The sequence below is a fragment of the Lysobacter sp. P5_C4 genome, assembly GCF_054049695.1.
Genome location: NZ_JBFULX010000004.1, coordinates 262,997 through 280,634, shown reverse-complemented (window position 1 = coordinate 280,634; position 17,638 = coordinate 262,997). Strand labels below are relative to the sequence as shown.

Annotated in this window: 17 protein-coding genes; 14 read left to right on the top strand and 3 right to left on the bottom strand. The window is 67.3% G+C overall.

The genetic code is table 11. The features are described from left to right. Window positions 1–35: 35 nt before the first annotated feature. The 9 genes from ACXJJ8_RS11670 to ACXJJ8_RS11630 all read left to right on the top strand — a co-directional run bounded on the left by ACXJJ8_RS11670 (window position 36) and on the right by ACXJJ8_RS11630 (window position 10,242). Window positions 36–1,319, top strand: a complete 1,284-nt coding sequence (locus ACXJJ8_RS11670; protein ID WP_499030159.1) for an LssY C-terminal domain-containing protein — start codon at window positions 36–38, stop codon at window positions 1,317–1,319. Then, a complete protein-coding gene (locus tag ACXJJ8_RS11665; RefSeq protein WP_499030156.1) occupies window positions 1,319–2,524 on the top strand; it encodes an LssY C-terminal domain-containing protein in 1,206 nt (401 codons plus the stop codon). Before ACXJJ8_RS11670 ends, ACXJJ8_RS11665 begins: the two co-directional genes overlap by 1 nt. Beyond that, entirely contained in the window at window positions 2,511–3,578 is a 1,068-nt protein-coding gene (locus ACXJJ8_RS11660; protein ID WP_499030154.1) for a lipase family protein, read from the top strand. The genes ACXJJ8_RS11665 and ACXJJ8_RS11660 overlap by 14 nt, the downstream gene beginning before the upstream one ends. Before the next feature lie 192 nt (window positions 3,579–3,770). Continuing rightward, a complete protein-coding gene (locus tag ACXJJ8_RS11655) occupies window positions 3,771–4,007 on the top strand; it encodes a hypothetical protein (RefSeq protein WP_499030152.1) in 237 nt (78 codons plus the stop codon). Between the two features lie 7 nt (window positions 4,008–4,014). Beyond that, window positions 4,015–5,412: an oxygen-independent coproporphyrinogen III oxidase gene (gene hemN / locus ACXJJ8_RS11650; RefSeq protein WP_499030149.1), complete on the top strand. Its 1,398-nt coding sequence runs from the start codon at window positions 4,015–4,017 to the stop codon at window positions 5,410–5,412. Between the two features lie 34 nt (window positions 5,413–5,446). After that, on the top strand, window positions 5,447–6,199 hold the full coding sequence (locus tag ACXJJ8_RS11645; RefSeq protein WP_499030146.1) for a helix-turn-helix domain-containing protein: 753 nt from the start codon (window positions 5,447–5,449) through the stop codon (window positions 6,197–6,199). Window positions 6,200–6,286: 87 nt separating this feature from the next. Beyond that, window positions 6,287–8,602 carry a nitric-oxide reductase large subunit gene (locus ACXJJ8_RS11640; RefSeq protein ID WP_499030143.1) on the top strand — a complete coding sequence of 772 codons (2,316 nt, stop codon included), beginning with the start codon at window positions 6,287–6,289 and terminating at the stop codon, window positions 8,600–8,602. 3 nt (window positions 8,603–8,605) lie between these two features. Beyond that, complete coding sequence (locus tag ACXJJ8_RS11635; RefSeq protein ID WP_499030141.1) at window positions 8,606–9,841, top strand: NnrS family protein; 1,236 nt, start codon at window positions 8,606–8,608, stop codon at window positions 9,839–9,841. After that, window positions 9,838–10,242, top strand: coding sequence for a SirB2 family protein (locus ACXJJ8_RS11630; protein WP_499030139.1), 405 nt, complete (start codon window positions 9,838–9,840; stop codon window positions 10,240–10,242). The genes ACXJJ8_RS11635 and ACXJJ8_RS11630 overlap by 4 nt, the downstream gene beginning before the upstream one ends. On the opposite strand, the gene ACXJJ8_RS11625 is transcribed toward ACXJJ8_RS11630, so the two are convergent. Continuing rightward, window positions 10,234–10,641, bottom strand: a complete 408-nt coding sequence (locus tag ACXJJ8_RS11625; protein WP_499030137.1) for a group III truncated hemoglobin — start codon at window positions 10,639–10,641, stop codon at window positions 10,234–10,236. The two genes, ACXJJ8_RS11630 and ACXJJ8_RS11625, sit on opposite strands and share 9 nt — an antisense overlap. 160 nt (window positions 10,642–10,801) lie before the next feature. Here ACXJJ8_RS11625 and ACXJJ8_RS11620 point away from each other — a divergent pair, with 160 nt between their 5' ends. The 5 genes from ACXJJ8_RS11620 to ACXJJ8_RS11600 all read left to right on the top strand — a co-directional run bounded on the left by ACXJJ8_RS11620 (window position 10,802) and on the right by ACXJJ8_RS11600 (window position 15,010). Next, window positions 10,802–11,851: a PLP-dependent cysteine synthase family protein gene (locus tag ACXJJ8_RS11620; RefSeq protein WP_499030548.1), complete on the top strand. Its 1,050-nt coding sequence runs from the start codon at window positions 10,802–10,804 to the stop codon at window positions 11,849–11,851. An 86-nt stretch (window positions 11,852–11,937) separates the two neighbouring features. Next, complete coding sequence (locus ACXJJ8_RS11615) at window positions 11,938–12,102, top strand: hypothetical protein (protein WP_499030135.1); 165 nt, start codon at window positions 11,938–11,940, stop codon at window positions 12,100–12,102. A gap of 28 nt (window positions 12,103–12,130) precedes the next feature. After that, on the top strand, window positions 12,131–13,645 hold the full coding sequence (gene nirK, locus ACXJJ8_RS11610) for a copper-containing nitrite reductase (RefSeq protein ID WP_499030133.1): 1,515 nt from the start codon (window positions 12,131–12,133) through the stop codon (window positions 13,643–13,645). 1 nt (window position 13,646) lies between these two features. Then, window positions 13,647–14,432 carry a formylglycine-generating enzyme family protein gene (locus ACXJJ8_RS11605; protein WP_499030130.1) on the top strand — a complete coding sequence of 262 codons (786 nt, stop codon included), beginning with the start codon at window positions 13,647–13,649 and terminating at the stop codon, window positions 14,430–14,432. After that, window positions 14,429–15,010 (top strand): SCO family protein, encoded by a 582-nt coding sequence (locus ACXJJ8_RS11600; RefSeq protein ID WP_499030128.1) that lies wholly within the window; start codon window positions 14,429–14,431, stop codon window positions 15,008–15,010. The genes ACXJJ8_RS11605 and ACXJJ8_RS11600 overlap by 4 nt, the downstream gene beginning before the upstream one ends. Window positions 15,011–15,030: 20 nt before the next feature. Here the strand turns inward: ACXJJ8_RS11600 and ACXJJ8_RS11595 are convergent, their stop codons facing one another. Both ACXJJ8_RS11595 and ACXJJ8_RS11590 read right to left on the bottom strand, forming a co-directional pair. After that, window positions 15,031–16,668 (bottom strand): bifunctional AfsR/SARP family transcriptional regulator/alpha/beta hydrolase, encoded by a 1,638-nt coding sequence (locus tag ACXJJ8_RS11595; RefSeq protein WP_499030125.1) that lies wholly within the window; start codon window positions 16,666–16,668, stop codon window positions 15,031–15,033. Then, entirely contained in the window at window positions 16,665–17,573 is a 909-nt protein-coding gene (locus ACXJJ8_RS11590; RefSeq protein WP_499030123.1) for an alpha/beta hydrolase family protein, read from the bottom strand. The genes ACXJJ8_RS11595 and ACXJJ8_RS11590 overlap by 4 nt, the downstream gene beginning before the upstream one ends. Window positions 17,574–17,638 lie beyond the last annotated feature (65 nt).

Sequence of the window (17,638 nt, the reverse complement as noted above, 5' to 3'; positions counted from 1 at the left end):
GTGGCGCCGTCCTCCCCATGGCTTGGTTCCTGCGAATGAAGAGCTTGCCTGGCAGGTGGCTCGCAGCCGCGGTCGTGTCGGCCGCGCTCGCAGGCTGCGCCTCCACGCCCGCCGCGGTCGACGATGTCGCGGGCTACAGGCAGCGGGCGGTGACGCGCGTCGACGGCGGCGTGCGCGTCTCTACTGCGGCGTTGTCGGCGCAGGAGAGCGCAGTCGTGTATGGCGTGCCCCTGGCGAAGAAGTCGATCCAGCCCGTCTGGATCGAGGTGGAGAATCACGACGACCGCGCCTACTACCTGATGTCGCCTGGACTGGATCCGAATTTCTTCCCGGCTTCGGAGGCGGCCGAAACGTTCGCATCGGGCGATTCGCCCGAACAGGCCGTCGCGCTCGATCGGCGTTTCGGCGAGCTCGCATTCCACAATCCCGTGCGTCCAGGGACGACGGCCTCCGGGTTCGTGCTGACGCATCTCGACGAGGGCGGGAAGCTCGTCCAGATCGACCTGGTGGCGAACCAGCGCACGAAGACGTTCTCGATCCTCACGATCATTCCCGGGTTCCGCGCGGACTATCACGTCAGCGGCATCTTCAGGGGCGAGATTCCCGGTGACCGGGAGATCGTCGATTTCAGCGACGAGGCCTCCTTTCTGCAGGCGCTCGCGGGCCTGCCGTGCTGCGTCACCAACAAGGACGGCGACAAAAACGGGGATCCCCTCAACCTGGTCGTCGTCGGCGGGTCCGACGATGTGCTTCCCGCATTCGTGCGACGCGGCTGGCGCCCCACCGAGCAGAAGTGGACCGGCTCGATCACGAAGATGGTCACGTCCGCCATCTCGGGCGAGCCCTATGCCTATGCGCCGATCAGCGATCTGTATCTGTTTGGACGCGCCCAGGACTTCGCATTGCAGAAGGCGCGGGACACCATCCACCAGCGCAACCACCTGCGGCTGTGGCTGAGTCCGATGCGTTACCAGGGCAAGCAAGTCTGGGTGGGCCAGATCAGCCGCGACATCGGCAGCCGACTCACCGTCCATTCGCCCACGCTCACCACGCACAAGATCGACCCGGACGTGGATGAAGCGCGTGGTGCGCTGGGCGAGGACATGGCGTACTCGCAGGGACTGACGAAGATCGGATACGCCACGGGCGTCGGCGCCGCGCCGCGGGACGCACCGCGCGAGAACCTGACCACCGATCCGTATTACACAGACGGATTTCGCCTCGTACTGGTGTTCGACCACGCGCCGACTTCCCTGGAGGAGATCGAAATCTTCGAGGACAACATCCTCGGGGCCACGCCCGCGAAAGGTGCGCCGTGATGGCCTTGTCGCTGCTGCAACGCGTGTTTGCACATGCGGCTCTTTCGCTTGCGCTGGTCGGCTGCGCAACATGGCAAGCCCCGCCAGGCGTAGAAGATGCCGCACTGCGTGCGCGCGCCACGACGGCGACGGCGCGGGACGACGTACGCGTCAGCGCGCTCGTCGTGGGCGCACGAACCAGCCGGCAGATGTTCGGCTCCGACATCGACAAGGCGAACGTGCAGCCCATCTGGATCGAAGTCGAGAACCGGTCGTCGCAACCGCTGTGGCTGCTGCGGTCGGGAACCGACCCGGATTACTTCTCGCCGCTGGAAGTGGCGTGGTCCATGCACCGGGCGCTTTCAGGGGGAACGAACGCGCGCATCGACGAGATGCTCCAGGACGCTGCGTTCGAGAATCCAATTCCGCCAGGCGCGACGCACGCAGGCGTCATCTTCATCAATCCACAACGTGGGACGACGCTCGTGAATATCGATCTGTTCGGCAGGAAGACGCTGATTCCCTTCTCCCTGTTCCTGCTTCCGGACGACCATGACGGGCCGGCGCCGCTCACGTTCCAACATCCGCAGGCGCAGCTTGTCGATTTCAAGGACCTCGATGCGCTGCGATCGGCGCTGGAGCGATTGCCGTGTTGCGCGGTCGACGCCAGCGGGTCGGCGGCGGGCGACCCGTTGAACGCCGTGCTGATCGGCACGATGGCCGACATCGGTGCTGCAGGCATCCGGCGCAACTACCGGCGCGATGTACGCGAGGTCGATCGGGACCAGCGTGTGTTCGCACGGGCCCCGGATTTCGTCGGGCGCAAACAGGCGCAGGCCGGCGCATCAGCGACTTGGATACGCCTGTGGGCAACGCCGATGCTGTTCGACGGCACGCCCGTCTACGTCGCGCAGGTCGGGCGGCCGGTCGGCGGCAGTTTCAAATCCGGCGACGGGCGCAGCACCGTACTGCACGCCGATGTCGACGAAGCCAGGAACTTCATGGTGCAGGACATGATGTACTCGGGCGGCCTGGAGAAGCTCGGGTTCATTACCGGTGCCGGCGATGCCGACGCGTCGACCACGACGACATTCGAGGGCTCGCAGTACCACACCGATGGTCTCCGCGCGGTGCTGTTCTTCGGCACGCGTCCGCTCGCCTTGTCCGACGTGCAAATTCTCGACTGGGTCCCCTTCATCGAGCGAGGCCGCGATGCACACGAATGACCTCGGCATCGGCCGCGCGATCATCGTTGCGGCATGCATGTTGCTCGGCGCGTGCGCCACGACGGGCGTGCCGTATTCCACCGACGTCGCGCCCGAGGTCCACGCGGGCCTGCAGGACAAGCGCGCGCGTTTTCGCGAGACCTACTGCGCGGTGCTGGAGGCGCACGGGCGCGCGCTTCCGGACTACCGCCCCTGCGAACAGGCGCTGACCCGCGTCGGCGATGAGCCTGTCGGCACGGGTCGCCCTGTGGATCTGGGGGTGTCGAAACGGCACCTGATCGCGGCACTGGTCCCCGGCATCGGATACGAGTGCTTCGCGAAGTGGCTCGAGGCGCCGGGCACGACGGCGGAGCACGTGCGTCGGTTCGGATACGACCTGACGTTGCTCAAGGTCGATGCATTGTCGGGTACCGAGACGAACGCGCGCCAGATCCGCGACGCGATCATGACCATGCCATTCGATGCGACGGCAGCGCCGCGCCTGGTGTTGATCGGTTATTCGAAGGGCGCGCCCGACATCCTCGAAGCGATCGTCACGTATCCGGAGATCCGCAGCCGGGTGGCGGCCGTGCTGAGCGCGGCAGGTTCAATCCGAGGTTCGGCGCTGGCCGATGATGCCGAGCAATACCAAGCCGATCTGCTGCAACACTTTCCGGGCGCCACCTGCGGCCCGGGCGACGGCGGCGGCGTGGAGAGCCTGCGGCCCGCGACGCGCCAAGCGTGGCTTGCGCAACATCCGTTGCCGCGCGAGGTCCACTACTACTCGCTCGCGACCTTCCCGCAGCCGGAGCGGATTTCGTCGATCCTGAAGTCCAGCTACAAGAAGCTGGCGCGCATCGACGCGCGCAACGACAGCCAGGTGATCTTCTACGACCAACTCGTGCCGGGCAGCACGCTCGTCGGTTATCTCAACGCCGACCACTGGGCGGTGGCAGTCCCGATTTCGCGCACGCACCCCATGATCGGTTCCATCTTCGTGACGCAGAATGCGTATCCACGCGAGGCGCTGCTGGAGGCCCTCCTGCGATTCCTCGAAGAGGACCTCTCGCGCTAAGGGACGTCAGCTGCGCGTGCTCAGTCGTATCCCCAAACCTTGAGCTCGGCCGTCGGCTGGTCGATGGTTCGAATCCATCACGGCCCACCATCTTCAAAACAGCCCCCGAATCGGCGGCGGCCTTGACCTGGATCAAGGCCGACCTGCGTGGCATCGCCGAGGATTCTTGCATCCTCAACGAGAGCCGCCTCCATGCAGTACCGCGTTTCCCCTTCGTGCCACGTGGCGAGCCTCGACAGCATCGCCGGCAGACTCAACCACCTGGATCCCGGCGCGCTCGTGGATGTCGACGCCGCGGGGTGCCTGCGCATCTCCACCTTGCTCCACGACGCGGAACTCGTGCTGGCGCTCGGCCTGGCCGGCCTGCTCGTCGCGCCGTGCGACGTGGAGCGGCTGCCGTCGGAATGCTGCGGCGGTTGCGGCGGTTGACCCTGCAATGGACACCACGCTCGCCTTCGATGCCGACTTGCTGCGCCGCTACGATCGGCCCGGCCCGCGCTACACCTCGTACCCGACGGCGCCGCAATTCCATGCCGGCTTCGGCGAACGGGAACTCCGCCAGGCCGCCGCGTCGAGCAACGGGGATCCGATTCCGCGGCGCCTGTCGCTCTACGTGCACGTTCCCTTCTGCGAGAGCCCTTGCTTCTACTGCGGCTGCAATCGCGTCATCACGCGCGACAAGTCGCGCGCGGATGCCTACCTGGCGCGCCTGTACCGCGAGATCGCCCTTGCGGCCGAGCTCTTCGATCGCGATCGCGAGTTGATCCAGGTGCATTTTGGCGGCGGCACGCCGAACTTCCTGTCGCCAGCGCAATTGCGGGAGACGCTCGACACGATCGGCAAACACTTCCGCATCGCGCAGGGGGCCGATCGCGACGTCTCGATCGAACTCGACCCACGCCATGTCGATACGCGCGACATCGCGCAGCTGGCGGTGTGCGGATTCAATCGCGCCAGCCTGGGCGTGCAGGATTTCGACCACGACGTGCAAGTGGCGGTCAATCGCGTACAGAGCGTCGATGCAACGCGTGCAGTCGTCGATGCGTGCCGCGCGCAGGGATTCGACTCGGTCAACATCGATCTGATCTACGGCTTGCCGAAGCAGACCATCGCCGGCTTCGACCGAACGCTGGACACCGTGGTCGACATGCGGCCCGACCGCGTCGCCGTCTACGGCTACGCGCACATGCCGAACCTGTTCAAGCCGCAACGCCGGATCGACGCGTTCACGCTGCCCGACCCCGAAGCGCGCCTGGCGTTGTTGCGGCAGGCGATCGCGCGCCTCACGCAGGCGGGTTACACGTACATCGGCATGGACCACTTCGCGCTGCCGGGCGACGACCTCGCCCGCGCGCAGGCGCGCGGTGGATTGCACCGCAACTTCATGGGCTACACGACGCATGCCGACAGCGACCTGGTCGGCGTCGGCGTCAGTGCGATCAGCCACGTTTCCGAGACCTTCAGCCAGAACGCGCGCGATCTGCCCACGTGGGAAGCGATGCTCGATGCCGGACGCCTGCCGGTGTTCCGCGGCATGCGCCTGAGCGAGGACGATCAGTTGCGCGCGGGCCTCATACAGACGCTCATGTGCCAGGGCACGATCGCGATCGACGAGATCGAGCGGCGTCATGGCATCGACTTCCGCGCGTACTTCCGCGAAGCGCTCGCGCGGCTCGCGCCGTTGGTGACGGACGGGCTGGTGCGTGTCGGGGAACACCGCATCGAAGTCACGGGTCGCGGGCGCCTGCTCCTGCGCAACATCGCGATGTGCTTCGACCGCTATCTCGATGCACCCGCCGACGTGGCGGCGCCGCGCTTCTCCCGTGCGATCTGACCCGGTTGGGCTCCTGCCGTACGATAGGCCCCCGATGAGGCCGGCCGTCTTTCCGAACACCGACGCGCGCACGCTGTCCGACGATGGCGATGCGGTCCATTTCTGTTCGACCTGCGCCTTCTCGCAGGCCTGCATGGACCAGGGCATGGACAAGGGCGCCCTGGCGGACCTGCACGTGCTGGTCGAACACTACGGTCCGTTGTCCCCGGGCGACCACATCTTCCGTGAGGGCGATCGCTTCGATGCGATCGCGGCCGTGCGCGCGGGCACCGTGAAAACCTACGTCGTCGATCCCGACGGGCATGAACACGTCCTGGGGTTCCATCTGCCCGGAGAGCTCATCGGCCTCAATGGCATCGACGGCGAACACTATCCGTGCAACGCCGTCGCGCTCGACACCGTCATGCTGTGCCGCTTCTCGTTCCCGAAGATGGCGGTGCTGGCCGCGCGGCTGCCCGGGTTGCAACGCCAGTTGTTCCGCCTGCTCAGCCGCGACATCGGACGCGCGGAGCTGCTCGCGGCGGACTGGTCGGCCGACCAGCGCATGGCCGCGTTCCTGATCGGGCTGTCGCGGCGCCTGCAGTCGCGGGGATTCTCCGCGCACCGTTTCCAACTCTCGATGCCGCGCACCGACATCGGCAATTACCTGCGCCTGGCGCCGGAGACCGTGAGCCGCGTGTTGCGCCGCTTCCACCAGGAGCACCTGGTGCGCGTGGAGGGGCGCGAACTCGAACTGCTCGACGTCGATGCCCTGCACGCATTGGCCGGGCCCGTCCTCAGGAATTGATCCGCCCGTATCGCCGCCGCTTGACCTGGGTCAAGGCGGCCGCGAGCGCCCGCACGCACGATGCTTCCCATACTCAAGGGAGGCGATATGGAGAGCACGCGGAAGCTGTGGTTGGGCTTGGCGACGCTGTTGATCGCGTCGTTCGCGGTGTTGCTGTGGGCGGGCGGGGAAATCTTCCGCGCCGCGCCGCCGATGCCCGAGCGCGTGGTCGATACCACGGGCGCGACGGTGTACACGCGACACGACATCGAACGCGGCCGCCAGGTCTGGCAATCGATGGGCGGCATGCAACTGGGCTCGATCTGGGGGCACGGCGGCTACGTCGCGCCGGACTGGAGCGCCGACTGGCTGCATCGCGAAGCCGTTGCAATGCTGGATCAGTGGGCGCGCGCCGAGGGCAGCGCCTCGTACGCACGGCTGCCCGCCGAACGGCAGGCCGCGCTGCGCGGACGCTTGCAAGCGCAGGTCCGCCGGAATACCTATGACGCCTCCAACGGCGTGATCACCCTGACGCGCGAGCGCGTCGTCGCAGTGTCCAACGTGGCCGCGCACTACGAGAGTCTGTTCGGCAACGATCCGGCCACCGCGCGATTGCGCGAAGCCTACGCGATGAAGGAGGGCACGGTGCCCGACGCGGCGAACCGCCGGTCGCTGACGGCCTTCTTCTGGTGGACGGCGTGGGCCGCGGGCACCGAACGCCCGGGCGCCGCGAATGTCGCGAACGAAGCAGGCACCCCATCCAAGCGCGTCACCTACACCAACAATTGGCCCAGCGAACCCTTGCTGGGCAATACGCCACCGCCGTCAATGTGGGTCTGGTCCGCCTTCAGCGTGATCTTCCTGATCGCGGGCATCGGCTTGCTCGGTTGGCACCACGCACGAACGCATGCACGCGGCGAAAAACCGCACACGATTCCTTCGAGCGATCCGATGGCCGCGCTGCGCGTAACACCGTCGATGCGCGCCACGGCAAAGTACTTCTGGGTCGTGCTCGCGCTGTTCCTCGTGCAGATCCTGCTCGGTGCGATGACGGCGCACTACCAGGTCGAAGGCCAGCAGGCCTACGGCTTCGCGATCTCGGACATCCTGCCGTACTCGATCACGCGCACCTGGCATACGCAGTTGGCGGTGTTGTGGATCGCCGTCGCGTGGCTGGGCACGGGCCTGTACATCGCACCGGCGATGTCGGGGCATGAGCCGCGGTTCCAGCGCTTCGGCGTGAACGCGCTCTGGGTCTGCCTGCTGATCATCGTCGTCGGCGCGTTCGCGGGCCAATGGCTGGCAGTGATGCAGAAGCTCGGGCTCGACCTGAATTTCTGGTGGGGCCACCAGGGCTGGGAATACGCGGACATGGGCCGCTTCTGGCAGTGGTTCCTGTTCGTCGGCCTGTTGCTGTGGCTGACCCTCGTGGGTCGCGCGTTGTGGCCGGTGTTGCGCGGTCCGCGCACCGACACCAAGGCGATCGTCGGGTTGTTGTTCCTCTCCACCGTGTGCATCGGCCTGTTCTTCGGCGCCGCGCTGATGTGGGGCGAGCACACCCACATCTCCGAAGTCGAATACTGGCGGTGGTGGTTGGTGCACCTGTGGGTGGAAGGGTTCTTCGAAGTCTTCGCCACCGCGGTGATGGCGCTGATCTTCACGCGGCTGGGCCTGGTCGAGGCGAAGTCCGCGACGACGGCCGTGCTGTTCGCCACGATCATCTTCATGACCGGTGGCGTGCTGGGCACCTTGCACCACCTGTACTTCGTCGGCACGCCCACCGCGGTCGTGGCGCTGGGCGCGAGCTTCAGCGCGCTCGAAGTCGTGCCGCTGGCCTACATCGGCTTCGAGGCCTACCACACCTACAAGCTCGGCAAGGCCGTGCCGTGGATGGCGCGCTATCGCTGGCCGATCCTGTTCTTCGTCGCGGTGTCGTTCTGGAACCTGGTCGGCGCAGGGCTGTTCGGTTTCCTGATCAATCCGCCGCTGTCGCTGTATTACATGCAGGGCCTGAACCTCACGCCGCTGCACGGCCACACCGCATTGTTCGGCGTCTACGGGATGCTCGGCATCGCGCTGCTCCTGTTCTGCATGCGCGGGCTGCGGGGCCAGATGGCGTGGGATACGCGCGCGCTGAAGGTGGCGTTCTGGTGCCTGAACATCGGACTGGCCCTGATGGCGCTGCTCACGTTGCTGCCCCTGGGCACGATGCAATTGCTCGCGGCCATCGAGCATAGTTACGCGTATGCGCGCTCGGCGGAGTTCATGCAGCGGCCGATCGTCGACATACTGGTCTGGATGCGCGTGCCGGGCGATACGATCTTCAGCATCGGCGCACTGTCGCTGTCGTGGTTCATGTTCCGGCTGTGGGTTGCGCCCAGGCGCCTGCCGGTGACCGAAGGCGCGACGGATACGGAGCGCTGAGGCATGCGCGAAGTCGCACCGCAGGCGCGCGCGAACGCATCGCCGCGCCTGTTGCTGGAAGCCCCGCATCGGATGATGTTCTTCATCGGTGCGGGAAACCTGCTGCTGGCGATGGCGTGGTGGGCTGCGTGGCTGGTCTCCGCGCGCTGGCCCGAATGGCTGCACATGCCGCAGCCCACGCCCTACGCCGGTTGGCTCCATGCGATCGTCATGCAATACCAGGTCCTGGCGAGCTTCGTCTTCGGCTTCCTGCTCACGGTGTTCCCGCGCTGGATGGGGTTGCCCGAGTTGCGCCGCGCGCGTTACGTCCCCGTGGGCGTCGGCGTGTTGGGGGGGCAGGTCGCGACGCTCCTCGGTGCCTGCGGTTGGTCGCCCGGGATCGCGATCGGCGCGGCGTTGACGCTTGCCGGTTGGACGTGGGCGCTCGCGAATCTCGCATGGCTCGTCAAACGCGAACGTGGCACGACTTGGCACGCGCGTTCGTGCCTGGCCGCGCTCACGCTGGGCGCGATCGGGCTGGTGGCGTGGTTGGCGTTCGTCCTGGGGGCAACGCCGATCTGGGCGTTCGTCGCCATCAAGGTCGGCACGTTCGGTTTCCTGCTGCCGATGTACGTCACCGTCGCCCATCGCATGTTTCCGTTTTTCGCAAGCAACGTCGTCAAGGGCTACGTGCCCTGGCGTCCCTTGTGGTTGCTCGCGGTCACGTGGCTGTTCGTCGCGCTGCACCTGGCGCTCGAACTCCTGCACGCCTACACATGGCTGTGGATCGCGGACCTGCCCCTGCTCGCCTGCACGCTGGTGATGTGCGTGCGGTGGTGGCCGGTCGGTGCGCAACCGGCGTTGCTGCGCGTGCTGTTCATCGGCCTGGCGTGGTTGCCGATCACCTTCGTCCTGTACGCGGCGCAGAGCATCGTGTATGCGACGACGGGCGAGTTCGCGCTGGGCCGCGCGCCGGCCCACGCGTTGTTCATCGGCTTCTTCGGCAGCGTGCTGGTCGCGATGGTGACGCGCGTGACGCAAGGCCACTCGGGCCGGCCGTTGAAGATGCCTGCGGCGGCGTGGTTCGCCTACTGCGCGTTGCAGCTGATCGCGATCGTGCGCGTGTATTCGGAGCTCGATGCCGATCCGATGCGCTGGCACGCGGTGGCGGCGATCGGGTGGATCGTGGCGTTGGCCCCGTGGATCGCGCGCCTGGGCCGCATCTATCTCATGCCGCGCATCGACGGGAAACCGGGATGATCGAGTTCTATCCGCAGATCAAGGCCTTCCACATCTTCATCGCGCTCACGAGCGGCGTGCTGTTCGCGCTGCGCGGCGCCTGCGCCCTGGGCGGCGCGCGCTGGCCGTATGTCGGCCCGGTGCGCTGGACGAGTTGGGCGATCGATACGGCCTTGCTCACCGCTGCACTGATGTTGCTCACCGTGTTGCCGCGCGCGGTGTTCGCGAACGGGTGGCTTGCGGTCAAGCTCGGGCTGATCGTGACGTACATCGCGCTCGGCACGATCGCGCTGAAGCAGGCGCGCACGCGGCGACAACGGGGCGCGTTCGGATATGTCGCTGCCTTGCTGGCGTTCGGCGCGATCTACGCCACCGCGCGCGCCCACGAACCGCTCGGGATGATCCGTTGGTGGCTAACCTGAGCGCGAGCCGTCGTCGATGAGCGGCAGGCTGCGCAGGACGCCGCGCCGCGGTTCGAGACCCAGGCCGTAACGCAGGCTACGCGCGATGCGCGTGGCGTGTTCGATGAGCTCCAGCGCGTGCGTGGGCGACAACTGGGCATGCGCCACCTCGGACCAGAGCGCCAGCCAATCGGCGAAGTGCGCCTCCGCGATCGGGTGTCCCCGATGCGCCGCCATCGGATTGCCGCGATAGCTCCGCGTGCCGAGCGCGATGGAACTCCAGAACGCCACCAGCGTGCGCTTGTGCACCGCCCAGTCGTCGACCACGGGATTGAATACCGGGCCCAGGGTCGGATGGGCCTGGACGCGCTCGTAGAAGCGGTCGACCAGACGCTCGATGTCGGCATGCTGCAGGGTCATGCGCGCATTGTCGGGCACGGTGCCTGAGCCCTGCTTGACCTGCATCAAGGCCGGCGCGTGCGGTCTCGCGCACCCTGACCGCAACATCTTCGGGAAGCTTGCCGACGTGTCCTTGATCGAGATTCCACCGGAGCCTTGCCGCGAGTGGATCGGCAGCGCGATGGCGCTGCTGCGCCAGGAACAGGCGCGCTCGGCGGACACGCACTTGCTGCGGCTGGACTTGCCCACGTTCCCGGGCATCGCGTTCTACCTGAAAGATGAGGCCTCGCATCCGACCGGTAGTTTGAAACATCGCCTCGCGCGTTCCTTGTTCCTGTACGCGCTGTGCAATGGCCGCTTGCACCGGGGGCAGACGGTCGTCGATGCGTCGTCCGGCAGCACGGCGATCTCGGAGGCGTGGTTCGCGCGCCTGTTGGGCCTGCCGTTTGTCGCGGTGATGCCAGCGTGCACCGCGCCGCGGAAGATCGCCGACGTGCGCGCACTGGGCGGTTTGTGCGACCTGGTCGACGATCCTGCGACCGTGCACGACCGCGCACGCTGGCACGCCGAACGCGGCGCGTGCCACTTGGATCAATTCGGATTGGCCGAACGCGCGACCGACTGGCGCGGCAACAACAACATCGCCGAGTCGATGTTGGCGCAGATGGCGCACGAGCCCGACGCCGAACCGGCGTGGGTGGTGTGCGGTGCCGGTACCGGCGGGACGTCCGCGACGATCGGCCGTTACCTGCGTTATCGCGGATTGCGCACGCGCCTGTGCGTCGCCGAGCCCGCGGGCGGTGCGTTCGCCGAAGGCTGGCGCACGCGCGATCGGGCGGCGAAGGCCTCGCGCCGCACCGTCATCGAAGGGATCGGCCGGCCGCGGGTGGAGCCGGGGTTCGTGTTCGAGATCGTGGATCGCGTCATCGAAGTCGAGGATGTGGATTCCATCGCGGGCATGCATGCGCTGGAACATTTGCTCTCCCGCCGCTACGGCGGTTCGTCGGGAACCAACTTCATCGCCTGCCTGCGCCTGGCCGCGGCGATGCGTGCGCACGGCACGCGGGGCAGCATCGTCGGCCTGCTGTGCGACCGGGGCGAGCGCTACGCCGAAACGCTGTATTCGCCCACATGGTTGCGCAAGCAGGGCATCGCGCCGCCGACGCTGCCGGCCGAGCTGGAGGCGGGGCGGCCCGGAACCACAGCGGTCGCAAAAGCCGCCGGGGCTTGATTTAGGTCAGGGCCGCCCGGAGGCGCCGGGCGGAGACTGCCCCCGAAGTCCACAACATCCTTCGAACAGATGACCGGGGAAACACCATGAAAGACGTAACCCTCTATGCGTTCGTCACTGCCGCGCTGCTCGCCGCGGCCCTTGCCGTGGCCGGCCTGGTGGCCGCCACGGATGCACCCGTTCCGCAGTCCGCACGTGCGCAAGCCGCGGGCGATCTTGCGGCGCCGCACGCGATGTCCGTTCCGTTCTGACGACAGCCAGGCACAAAGGAGTCGGAAGATGATCAAGCGCTTCGCATGTGTTTTCGTTGCGGCGGCCTGCATCGCGGCCGTCGCAGGGTGTGGCGGCAGGGAAAAGGCGGGCGAGGAGGCAAAGCCCGTCGCCATCGAATCCGGTGGCTCGCTCAAGGGCGATCTAGGTCCACCGCAAGGGCCCGATGTCCATGCGGTGTTGACCACGCCGCCGATGGTGCCGCCGGCCACGGGCCGCAAGGCGCCGGCGCGCGTCATCGTCGAGTTGAACGTCGTCGAAAAAGAGATGCCGATTTCCGAAGGCGTGACCTACACCTTCTGGACTTTCGGCGGCACGGTGCCGGGCAGCTTCATTCGCGTGCGGCAAGGCGACACGGTGGTGTTCCACCTGCGCAACATGCCGAACAGCAAGATGCCGCACAACATCGACCTGCATGGCGTGACGGGGCCGGGCGGCGGCGCGGCGTCGAGTTTCACCGCGCCGGGCCATGTCACGCGCTTCACGTTCAAGGCGCTCAATGCCGGCCTGTTCGTCTATCACTGCGCGACCGCGCCGGTCGGCATGCACGTGGCGAATGGCATGTACGGCCTGATCCTCGTCGAACCGCCGGGCGGCATGCCGCCGGTGGACCGCGAGTACTACGTGATGCAGGGAGACTTCTACACGACGGGCAAGTATCGCGAGAAAGGCCACCAGCCCTTCGACATGGAGAAGGCGATCGAGGAGCACCCGACCTACGTGCTGTTCAACGGCATGGAAGGCGCGCTCACCGGCGAGAAGGCGCTCCAGGCGAAAACCGGCGAAACGGTGCGGCTGTACGTCGGCAACGGCGGACCCAACCTGGTGTCGAGCTTCCACGTCATCGGCGAGATCTTCGACAAGGTGTGGTTCGAAGGCGGCACGCGTTTCCAGGAAAACGTACAGACGACCCTGATCCCCGCGGGCGGTGCGGCGATCATGGACTTCCATCTCGAAGTCCCGGGCAGTTACGTGCTCGTCGACCACTCGATCTTCCGCGCCTTCAACAAGGGGGCGCTCGCGATCCTGAAAGCCGAAGGCCCCGAACGGAAGGACATCTACTCCGGCAAGGAAGTCGACGCGATGTACATCGGCGACCGCGCCAGCGCCAACCTCGCGGCGGTGAGCCAGGCCGCGACGGCCGCGACGACCGGCGCGCTGACGCCCACGGACCAGGCCAAGGCAGGCGAAGCCTTGTTCGCCGGCACGTGTTCGACCTGCCACCAGGCGAACGGGCAGGGCATGCCGGGCGTGTTCCCGCCGCTGGCGGGCTCCGACTTCATCGCCGCCGACCCCGGGCGCGTGCCGTCCATCATCCTGCACGGCCTCGTCGGCAAAGTGACGGTCAACGGCAAGGAGTACGACTCCAACATGCCGCCGATGAGCCAGCTCACCGACGACGAAGTGGCCAACATCGCGACCTACGTGCTCAACAGCTGGGGCAACCCGGGCGGCCACGTGACGAAGGCCGAAGTGGCGACATTGCGCGCCGCAAAACCCGCCACCGCCTCCGCGGGACATTGAGATGCGCGCAGTGGTCGCCGGCCTGTGCGTGTTCGCCTGCTTCGCCGCCTTCGCGGTGGCGGCAGGCGGCACCACGCCGCGCTACGCGGGATTGCCGGGCGGCAGGTTCAAATCCGCGCTCGCGTACGAAGATGCGAAGCAGGGCGTGCGTATCGCGCCATTCGCGCTCATGCGCAAACCGGTGACGAACGGCGAGTACCTCGCCTTCGTACGCGCGCATCCGGAATGGCAGCGGGCTCGCGCACCGGCGGTCTTCGCCGAAGCACGTTATCTCGCGCACTGGGCAGGCCCGACGACGCTCGGCGACCGCGCGCTGCCGGAACAACCGGTGACCTGGGTCAGTTGGTTCGCCGCCGATGCCTACTGCGCGTCGATCGGCGCGCGCCTGCCGACCTGGAACGAATGGGAATACGCGGCGGCGGCCGATGAAACCCGACGCGATGCCCGCAACGACCCTGCATGGCGCGAACGCATCCTTGCGTGGTACGCACGTCCCTCCAACGACGCGCTGCCGCGCGCCGGATTGCAGGCGCCCAATGCCTACGGCGTGCAGGACCTGCACGGCCTGGTGTGGGAATGGACCGACGATTTCGCATCGCTGCTCGTCTCCGGCGACAACCGCAACCAGGGCGATGCCGATCGGCAGAAGTTCTGCGGCGCGGGCGCATTGTCGATGGACGACCGCGACAATTACGCGGTGCTGATGCGCGTGGCGATGCTCTCGTCGCTGGATGCGCACGACGCCACCGCCAACCTCGGGTTCCGATGTGCAAGGAGTGTTCGATGAAGGGCGTGAAAGCGATGGCGGCGTGCGTTGCGTTGCTCGTTGCGTCGGTCGGTGCGATCGCGGGGGCGCCTGCATCGCGGCCGGCCGATTCGGTGTACCAGTTGTCGGTGCCACTCACCGATGCGCGCGGCCACACGCAGGACTGGCGCGCGCTGGCGGGCAAGCCGCGCATCGTCGCGATGTTCTACACCTCGTGCCCCTACATGTGCCCGCTGATCGTCGAGTCCGGAAAGGCCGTCGTCCATTCACTGCCGCCCGCAGAACGTGATCGCGTGGGCGTTGTGCTGATCAGCCTGGACCCCGCGCGCGACACGCCAGCCGTGCTGCGCGGCACGGCGACCAAGCGGAAGATCGATACGACGCACTGGCTCCTCGCCGTGCCTGCGCCCTCCGACGTGCGCAAGATCGCCGGCGTCCTCGACGTGCGTTATCGCCAGCTTGCCGACGGCAACTTCAACCACACCAGCGCGTTGATCCTGCTGGACCCGCAAGGACGCATCGTTGCGCGCACCGAGCAGATGGGGGTCAAGCCCGATGCGGATTTCGTGTCGGCGGTGCGTGCGCAACTGGCCAGGTAGCGTCGGTCGAGGGTTTGTGTTCAGCGCTGCGCCAAATGCTGTGCGAAGCCCTTGATCGCTTCGATGATCGGTGCCGTCTCGCCCAGCCACCACCAATGCGCGGTCCCTGGCAATTCGCGCCACTGGGCCCCGGGAATCGCGTTCGCGACGTGCCGGCCGGCCTCGACGCGCACGGCGCGGTCGCCCGTTCGATGCAGGACGAGCGTCGGCACGCGCACCTGCGGCAGCAATGCGCGGACATCGCTCAGCGCGAGCGTGTGCAGGACGGCGTGCATGCAGCGCGGGCTGGAGCCGAGGCGCAGCATGCGCGCCCACCAGCGCTGCAGCAGCGGATCGCTCGCGTGGTCGGGCGCGAAGGTGTCGATTGCAGCCGGTCGTCCCCATTGTGCGACGAGCGCATCGAGCCAACGGTCGAACTGCCCGGCGGTCAGCGCCCACGGGTAGTCGTGCGCGGCGGTCCCCCGCGCGAGCGTTGCCCAAAGCGCCAGCCCCGCAACGCGCTCGGGATGCTCGACCGCGAGGCGAATCGCGATCGGCCCGCCTTCGGACACCGCGAACACGAGCGCGCGGCGGCTGCCCACTGCGTCGAGGACCGAGAGCGCGTCGGCACTGCTCACCGACGTATCGGCGGGATCGACGGTGCGATCAGAGAGCCCCACGCCGCGCCGGTCGTAGAGGATGAGCCGAAAATCGCGCGCGAGTTCGTGGAAGAACGCCGCGGGCCCGCCAGGCTCCCAAGCTTGCTCCAGGTTCGAGACGAAGCCGCTGATGAGGAGCACATCGAGCGGACCGGCGCCAAGCACTTGATAAGCGAGATGCACGTCGCCACTGCGCGTGAACCGCACTGCGATCGTCGCGGTTGGGTTGTCGACAGGCCTCGTCGCGGCGGCGTCGCGCGCCCTGATGTCATCGGCAACCTGGAGCGTTGCAGCTTCGGGCTCGACGCCGAGCTCGTCGTGCAGGCGTTGTCGGCATCGTTCGAACTGCTGCAACGCTGCGTGGGGCTGTCCGACGGCGGCATACAGCCGCATGAGTTGGCGTTGCGCAACTTCGTTCAGCGCATCGAGCGCGACCCAGTCTTGCGCATGGTGCAGCGCGCGTTCGTGCTGCCGTGCGCCTTCGAGCCGCGTGACGAGCTGTGCCAGGGCCTGCGCGCGCGCCTGGCGCAGCGACTCGCGCTGGCGTTCGAGCCACGCCGACAATTCGTCGCATTCGTCGAGCACCAAACCTTCCGCGAACTCGGCGGCGGCCAGGTGCGCAGCGCACTCGAGGGCGGTCAGGCTCTCCTCGCTCGCGTCTTCGGGCGAGCGATACAGTCCTTGCGCGAGGGCGCGGCGCAGCGAAGCCAGATCGGTGGCGTTGCACACATCGTTCGTGAGCGCGACGGTTTGACGATCGGTGACAAGCGCGTCATGCCCCGCATGGCTCGACAGCGCGTGCAACAACCGGCGCATGCGCCCACGCGCGTCGACCTCGTCGGCATCGGGCCAGAGCAATGCAGCGATCCGGGCGCGACTCATCGCACGCGCCTCGGCGGCAAGCAGGGCGAGCAATGCCTGCTCGCGCCGTGCGCCCGGCTCGAAAAGCCCCGATGCGTGCTCGAACCGCACTGGCCCGAGCACGCGAAGCGTAAGCGGTGCCGCGACCTCAAGGCTCATGCGACGGCCCGTTCGAGCGCTTCGACCTTGGCTCGGCGCAATTGCGTGCGCACCCAGGCGGCGATCTCAACGACCACTTCGTCCGGCCTTCGCGCCCAGGAAAAGTGTCGCCGCCACGGTGCATCTGCCGCGACACCGTCGATCTGCCGACGCTCGACCGCGCAGGAGGCGAGCTTCGCAAGCAACTCGGCCGCCGCGCCCGTCGGCGACACCGGGTCGCCGCGGAGTTCGACCGACAGGACGGGCAACGCGAGGTCATGCAGCGCCTCCTCGTAATCGATTCTACTGCCCGCGCAGCGGTACCGGCCGGTGCTGGCGTTGTAACTCCAATCGGCCATGAATCGGCGCGGCTGATCGCCGCCGAAGCCCAGCCGCCGCCCCGGGTACCACGGCAGCAATGCAGCCACGGCGCGTACGGCCTGCACCGTGAGGGCGGCGCGCCACCGCAGCGCTTTTGGCCACGCGCGAAAGTGCGCGGTACCACTCGCCACCAGGATCAAACCGGCAAGATCGCGCGCCGCGTGCACGGCCGCCAGACTGCCCAGCTGACCGCCCAGGCTATGGCCGACGAGATAAATGGGCCGACCGGGGAACTGCGCGGCGATCGCGGCGATCAACGACGGAATGTCCTGCGCGACGATTTCGCGGTAGCCGAATCGTGCACCGCGTCGTGCAAGCGCCACGCTTTCGCCCTGTCCGCGCAGATCGGCCAGCACCGCCACGCCCGCGGTGGCTTGCGCAAGCGCTTCGGCGAACGGCGTATAGAAGCTCGCCGAGACACCCATCGCCGGCAGGCAGACAAACAACGGCGCGCACGCACGCGGCCGTGAATGATTGAAGATGACGACGGGCGAGGCCTGAACGTCATCGGCGAACAACGTTCGGATGGAATCGAAGATCGCCATGAGCGGCTCCTGTTCGAAAGGAGCCGCGAGCGTAGCGAGCGAGCGTCCGCTGATCGTCCGCTGAA

Excerpts from the sequence above, each read along its gene's own strand:
- ACXJJ8_RS11670 (WP_499030159.1), top strand. The coding sequence starts at position 36 with ATGAAGAGCTTGCCTGGCAGGTGGCTCGCAGCCGCGGTCGTGTCGGCC.
- ACXJJ8_RS11665 (WP_499030156.1), top strand. The coding sequence starts at position 1,319 with ATGGCCTTGTCGCTGCTGCAACGCGTGTTTGCACATGCGGCTCTTTCG.
- ACXJJ8_RS11660 (WP_499030154.1), top strand. The coding sequence starts at position 2,511 with ATGCACACGAATGACCTCGGCATCGGCCGCGCGATCATCGTTGCGGCA.
- ACXJJ8_RS11655 (WP_499030152.1), top strand. The coding sequence starts at position 3,771 with ATGCAGTACCGCGTTTCCCCTTCGTGCCACGTGGCGAGCCTCGACAGC.
- hemN (WP_499030149.1), top strand. The coding sequence starts at position 4,015 with ATGGACACCACGCTCGCCTTCGATGCCGACTTGCTGCGCCGCTACGAT.
- ACXJJ8_RS11645 (WP_499030146.1), top strand. The coding sequence starts at position 5,447 with ATGAGGCCGGCCGTCTTTCCGAACACCGACGCGCGCACGCTGTCCGAC.
- ACXJJ8_RS11640 (WP_499030143.1), top strand. The coding sequence starts at position 6,287 with ATGGAGAGCACGCGGAAGCTGTGGTTGGGCTTGGCGACGCTGTTGATC.
- ACXJJ8_RS11635 (WP_499030141.1), top strand. The coding sequence starts at position 8,606 with ATGCGCGAAGTCGCACCGCAGGCGCGCGCGAACGCATCGCCGCGCCTG.
- ACXJJ8_RS11630 (WP_499030139.1), top strand. The coding sequence starts at position 9,838 with ATGATCGAGTTCTATCCGCAGATCAAGGCCTTCCACATCTTCATCGCG.
- ACXJJ8_RS11625 (WP_499030137.1), bottom strand. The coding sequence starts at position 10,641 with ATGACCCTGCAGCATGCCGACATCGAGCGTCTGGTCGACCGCTTCTAC.
- ACXJJ8_RS11620 (WP_499030548.1), top strand. The coding sequence starts at position 10,802 with ATGGCGCTGCTGCGCCAGGAACAGGCGCGCTCGGCGGACACGCACTTG.
- ACXJJ8_RS11615 (WP_499030135.1), top strand. The coding sequence starts at position 11,938 with ATGAAAGACGTAACCCTCTATGCGTTCGTCACTGCCGCGCTGCTCGCC.
- nirK (WP_499030133.1), top strand. The coding sequence starts at position 12,131 with ATGATCAAGCGCTTCGCATGTGTTTTCGTTGCGGCGGCCTGCATCGCG.
- ACXJJ8_RS11605 (WP_499030130.1), top strand. The coding sequence starts at position 13,647 with ATGCGCGCAGTGGTCGCCGGCCTGTGCGTGTTCGCCTGCTTCGCCGCC.
- ACXJJ8_RS11600 (WP_499030128.1), top strand. The coding sequence starts at position 14,429 with ATGAAGGGCGTGAAAGCGATGGCGGCGTGCGTTGCGTTGCTCGTTGCG.
- ACXJJ8_RS11595 (WP_499030125.1), bottom strand. The coding sequence starts at position 16,668 with ATGAGCCTTGAGGTCGCGGCACCGCTTACGCTTCGCGTGCTCGGGCCA.
- ACXJJ8_RS11590 (WP_499030123.1), bottom strand. The coding sequence starts at position 17,573 with ATGGCGATCTTCGATTCCATCCGAACGTTGTTCGCCGATGACGTTCAG.